3 protein-coding genes and 1 pseudogene are annotated in these 3,088 nt (G+C 61.5%); all 4 read right to left on the bottom strand.

The window, feature by feature from the left end:
* Positions 1 to 293, bottom strand: a pseudogene (purH, locus tag ACIQ39_RS19045) (bifunctional phosphoribosylaminoimidazolecarboxamide formyltransferase/IMP cyclohydrolase); the annotation flags it as partial.
* Between the two features lie 20 nt (positions 294 to 313).
* Positions 314 to 553, bottom strand: coding sequence for a Fis family transcriptional regulator (locus tag ACIQ39_RS19050; protein WP_396436153.1), 240 nt, complete (start codon positions 551 to 553; stop codon positions 314 to 316).
* Positions 550 to 1,596, bottom strand: coding sequence for a tRNA dihydrouridine synthase DusB (gene dusB, locus ACIQ39_RS19055; RefSeq protein ID WP_396436154.1), 1,047 nt, complete (start codon positions 1,594 to 1,596; stop codon positions 550 to 552). Before dusB ends, ACIQ39_RS19050 begins: the two co-directional genes overlap by 4 nt.
* A gap of 352 nt (positions 1,597 to 1,948) precedes the next feature.
* On the bottom strand, positions 1,949 to 3,088 hold a 1,140-nt coding region (locus ACIQ39_RS19060; RefSeq protein WP_396436155.1), incomplete at its 5' end, for a response regulator.

Here is a 3,088-nt window from a genome sequence, read left to right on the forward strand (position 1 = left end):
ACGATGAGCAGGTCAATCGTATCGATCTGGTGCGCCTGCAAAGCGGCCATGTGCTCGGGCGTGTCGCGGCGCGCCAGCAGGCCGCCGTGCACTTTGGGGTGCAAGCTTTTGACGCGGCCGTCCAGCATCTCGGGGAAACCCGTGACTTCGGCCACTTCGGTCACGGGCAGGCCTTGTTCGGCCAAGAGCTTGGCGGTGCCGCCGGTGGAGATGAGGGCCACGCCCAAAGCGTGCAGGCCACGCGCCAATTCGACGATGCCGGTTTTGTCAGAGACAGAAATCAAGGCGCGCATGGGGGGGCTTTCTTTGGAGGTCATTTCAACAAATCGTGTTCGATCAATTTCTTGCGCAAGGTGTTGCGGTTCAGGCCCAGCCATGCGGCTGCGCGCGACTGGTTTTGGGCCGATTGGCTCATCACCACATCCAGCAGCGGCTTTTCAACGAGTTTCACCAGCATGTCGTACAGGCCGGTGGGCTCGGTGCCATCGAGGTCGCGGAAATAGGTTTCCAAGTTGGCACGGATGCAGGTTTCTATGGATTGGGTTTCGCTCATGGCGTGGTCTCCAAATCGGTGCAGACAAGCGGGCTGTCGGACTGGCGCGCGGGCAATCGCTCCGTCTGTTCGGCCAGGCCGTCCAGATAAGCGGCCACGGCGGCCAGTTGCCCGGCTGCGGTTTCCAGGGTGTTCATGTGTTCGCGAAAGGCCTCGCCACCGGGCAGCGTGCGCACATACCAGCCGATGTGTTTGCGCGCCGAGCGCACGCCGGTGTATTCGCCGTACAGGCTGTAGTGGTCTTGCAGGTGTTCAAGCAAAGAGCGGCGCACTTCGGCCACCAAGGGCGGGGCCAGGTGTTCGCCCGTGGCCAAAAAGTGAGCGATTTCGCGAAAAATCCAGGGGCTGCCCTGCGCGGCGCGGCCCACCATGACCGCGTCGGCCCCGGTGAACTGCAGCACGTCGCGGGCTTTTTCGGGTGAATCCACATCGCCATTGGCCACCACCGGAATGCGCAAAGCCGCTTTGACCGCCGCCACCGTGTGGTATTCGGCCAAGCCTTTGTAGCCTTGCGCACGGGTGCGGCCGTGCACCGTGACCATTTGCACCCCGGCGCTTTCGGCGGCCAGGGCTAGGCGAAGGGCGTTTTTCTCGGCCTCACACCAACCGGTGCGCATCTTCAAAGTCACGGGCACGCCATGCGGCAAGGCGGCCTCGACCACGGCGCTGATGATTTGCAGCGCCAGCGGCTCGTCTTGCATCAAGGCCGAACCGGCCCATTTGTTGCAGACCTTTTTCGCGGGGCAGCCCATGTTGATGTCGATGATTTGCGCGCCCCGGTCGATGTTGTAGCGGGCCGCGTCGGCCATCATTGGCGCTTCGGTGCCCGCGATTTGCACGGCGATCGGGCCAGGTTCGCCGTCGTGGTTGGCGCGGCGCGAGGTCTTGAGCGAGGCCCACAGGTCGGGCCTTGAGGTCACCATCTCGCTCACGGCGTAACCAGCGCCAAACTGCCTGCAGAGTTGGCGAAAGGGCCGGTCCGTCACGCCCGCCATGGGGGCGACGAAGAGGTTGTTTGGCAAGCGGTAGGGGCCTATCTGCATGTCGATCGAAAGGGGGCGGGTACGGGGCTTGTGGTCGGAAAGAGGCACGATTGTAGATGCTCAAAATTTCAGCAACTGACAGCTGCACCGGCTGAGCAGATTCGCGCCACTGGTGTGTAGGCATCAGAACACCTCTTGTCTGATTCGGCTGCTGCGCTTGGGCACTTCCCATGTGAAGACCTCGTCACGATGGAAAATGGCCTGCCACACACAAACGGCTGGGCGTGAGGCAGAACCCAAGCGCTCGGCCACCGCGCGCAGCGCCCTGTGCATGGGCTGCTCAAGGGGGACTTGGGCGCTTGGGCGTGGCCATCAGTTGGGGGCGCGAGGTCGGCCCCCCGACCCAAGCCCATCAGGCGGACGTGCGCTGCATCCACTTGCCAATCAAATCCAGGATTTGACGACGCATAAACGGCTTGGTGAGGTAGTCGTCCATGCCTGCGGACAGGCAATTGGCTTTGTCGTCGGTCAAGGCGTTGGCCGTCAGGGCCAAGATGGGTTTGCGGGCTTGCCCCGTGGACAACTCGCGGGCGCGGATCTCACGGGTGGCGGTGATGCCGTCCATCTCGGGCATCTGCACATCCATGAGCACAATGTCGTGAGGCTCACTGGCGCTCAAGGCCACCACCTCAACACCATTGCGGGCCTGCAAGACTTGGCAACCCGCGTTGCGCAGCATGGTGACCAAAATCTCACGGTTCACATCGTTGTCTTCGGCGATGAGCACCGTGCAGTCGAGCGCATGGGGCAATGCGGAGGCATTGGCGGATTTTTGCACCGGCATGTCTTTGAGGCGCGTGCCGCTCACCTCAAACCAAAAGCACGAACCCTGTCCCGATTCGCTGGTGAAGCCCACTTGACCGCCCATGAGCTTGGCCAACTGGCGCGATATCACCAAACCCAAACCACTGCCACCGTAGCGCCTGGCCATGGACACGTCGGCTTGCGAGAACGCACTGAACAAGCGCAAACCCTCCTCGGTGCTGATGCCAATGCCGGTGTCTCGCACCGTGCAGCGCACCAGGGCTTTGCCATCGGGGGTGATTGTGCAGTCCAAGCCCACCGTGACTTGCCCTTGGTTGGTGAACTTGACGGCATTGGAAATCAAGTTGCTGGTCACCTGAATGAACCGGTGCGGATCGCCCACCAGCAGCCACGGCACGGCCTCAACCGAGGGTTCAAACACCAGCTTGAGGCCTTTGTCGTTCGCATGGGTCTCAAACAATGCGCACACTTGGCGTACGGCGTGCTCTGGACAAAAAGGCACTTTTTCAAGGTGCAACATGCCCGCCTCGATCTTGGAAAAGTCAAGGATGTCGTTGATCAAGTGCATCAGCGTGGACGAGGACATCGTGATCATGCTGATGAGTTTTTTCTGCTGTTCGGTCGGCTCGGTGGTGCCAAGCAACTCGGAGACCCCAATCAGCCCATTGAGCGGTGTGCGGATCTCGTGGCTCATGTTGGCCAAAAACTGGCTTTTGGCTTGGTTGGC

The organism is Limnohabitans sp. (assembly GCF_044361645.1).
GTDB lineage: Bacteria > Pseudomonadota > Gammaproteobacteria > Burkholderiales > Burkholderiaceae_C > Limnohabitans_A.

Bases quoted from the DNA above. Each gene is read 5' to 3' on its own strand.
- ACIQ39_RS19050 (WP_396436153.1), bottom strand. From the start codon at position 553: ATGAGCGAAACCCAATCCATAGAAACCTGCATCCGTGCCAACTTGGAA.
- dusB (WP_396436154.1), bottom strand. From the start codon at position 1,596: ATGCAGATAGGCCCCTACCGCTTGCCAAACAACCTCTTCGTCGCCCCC.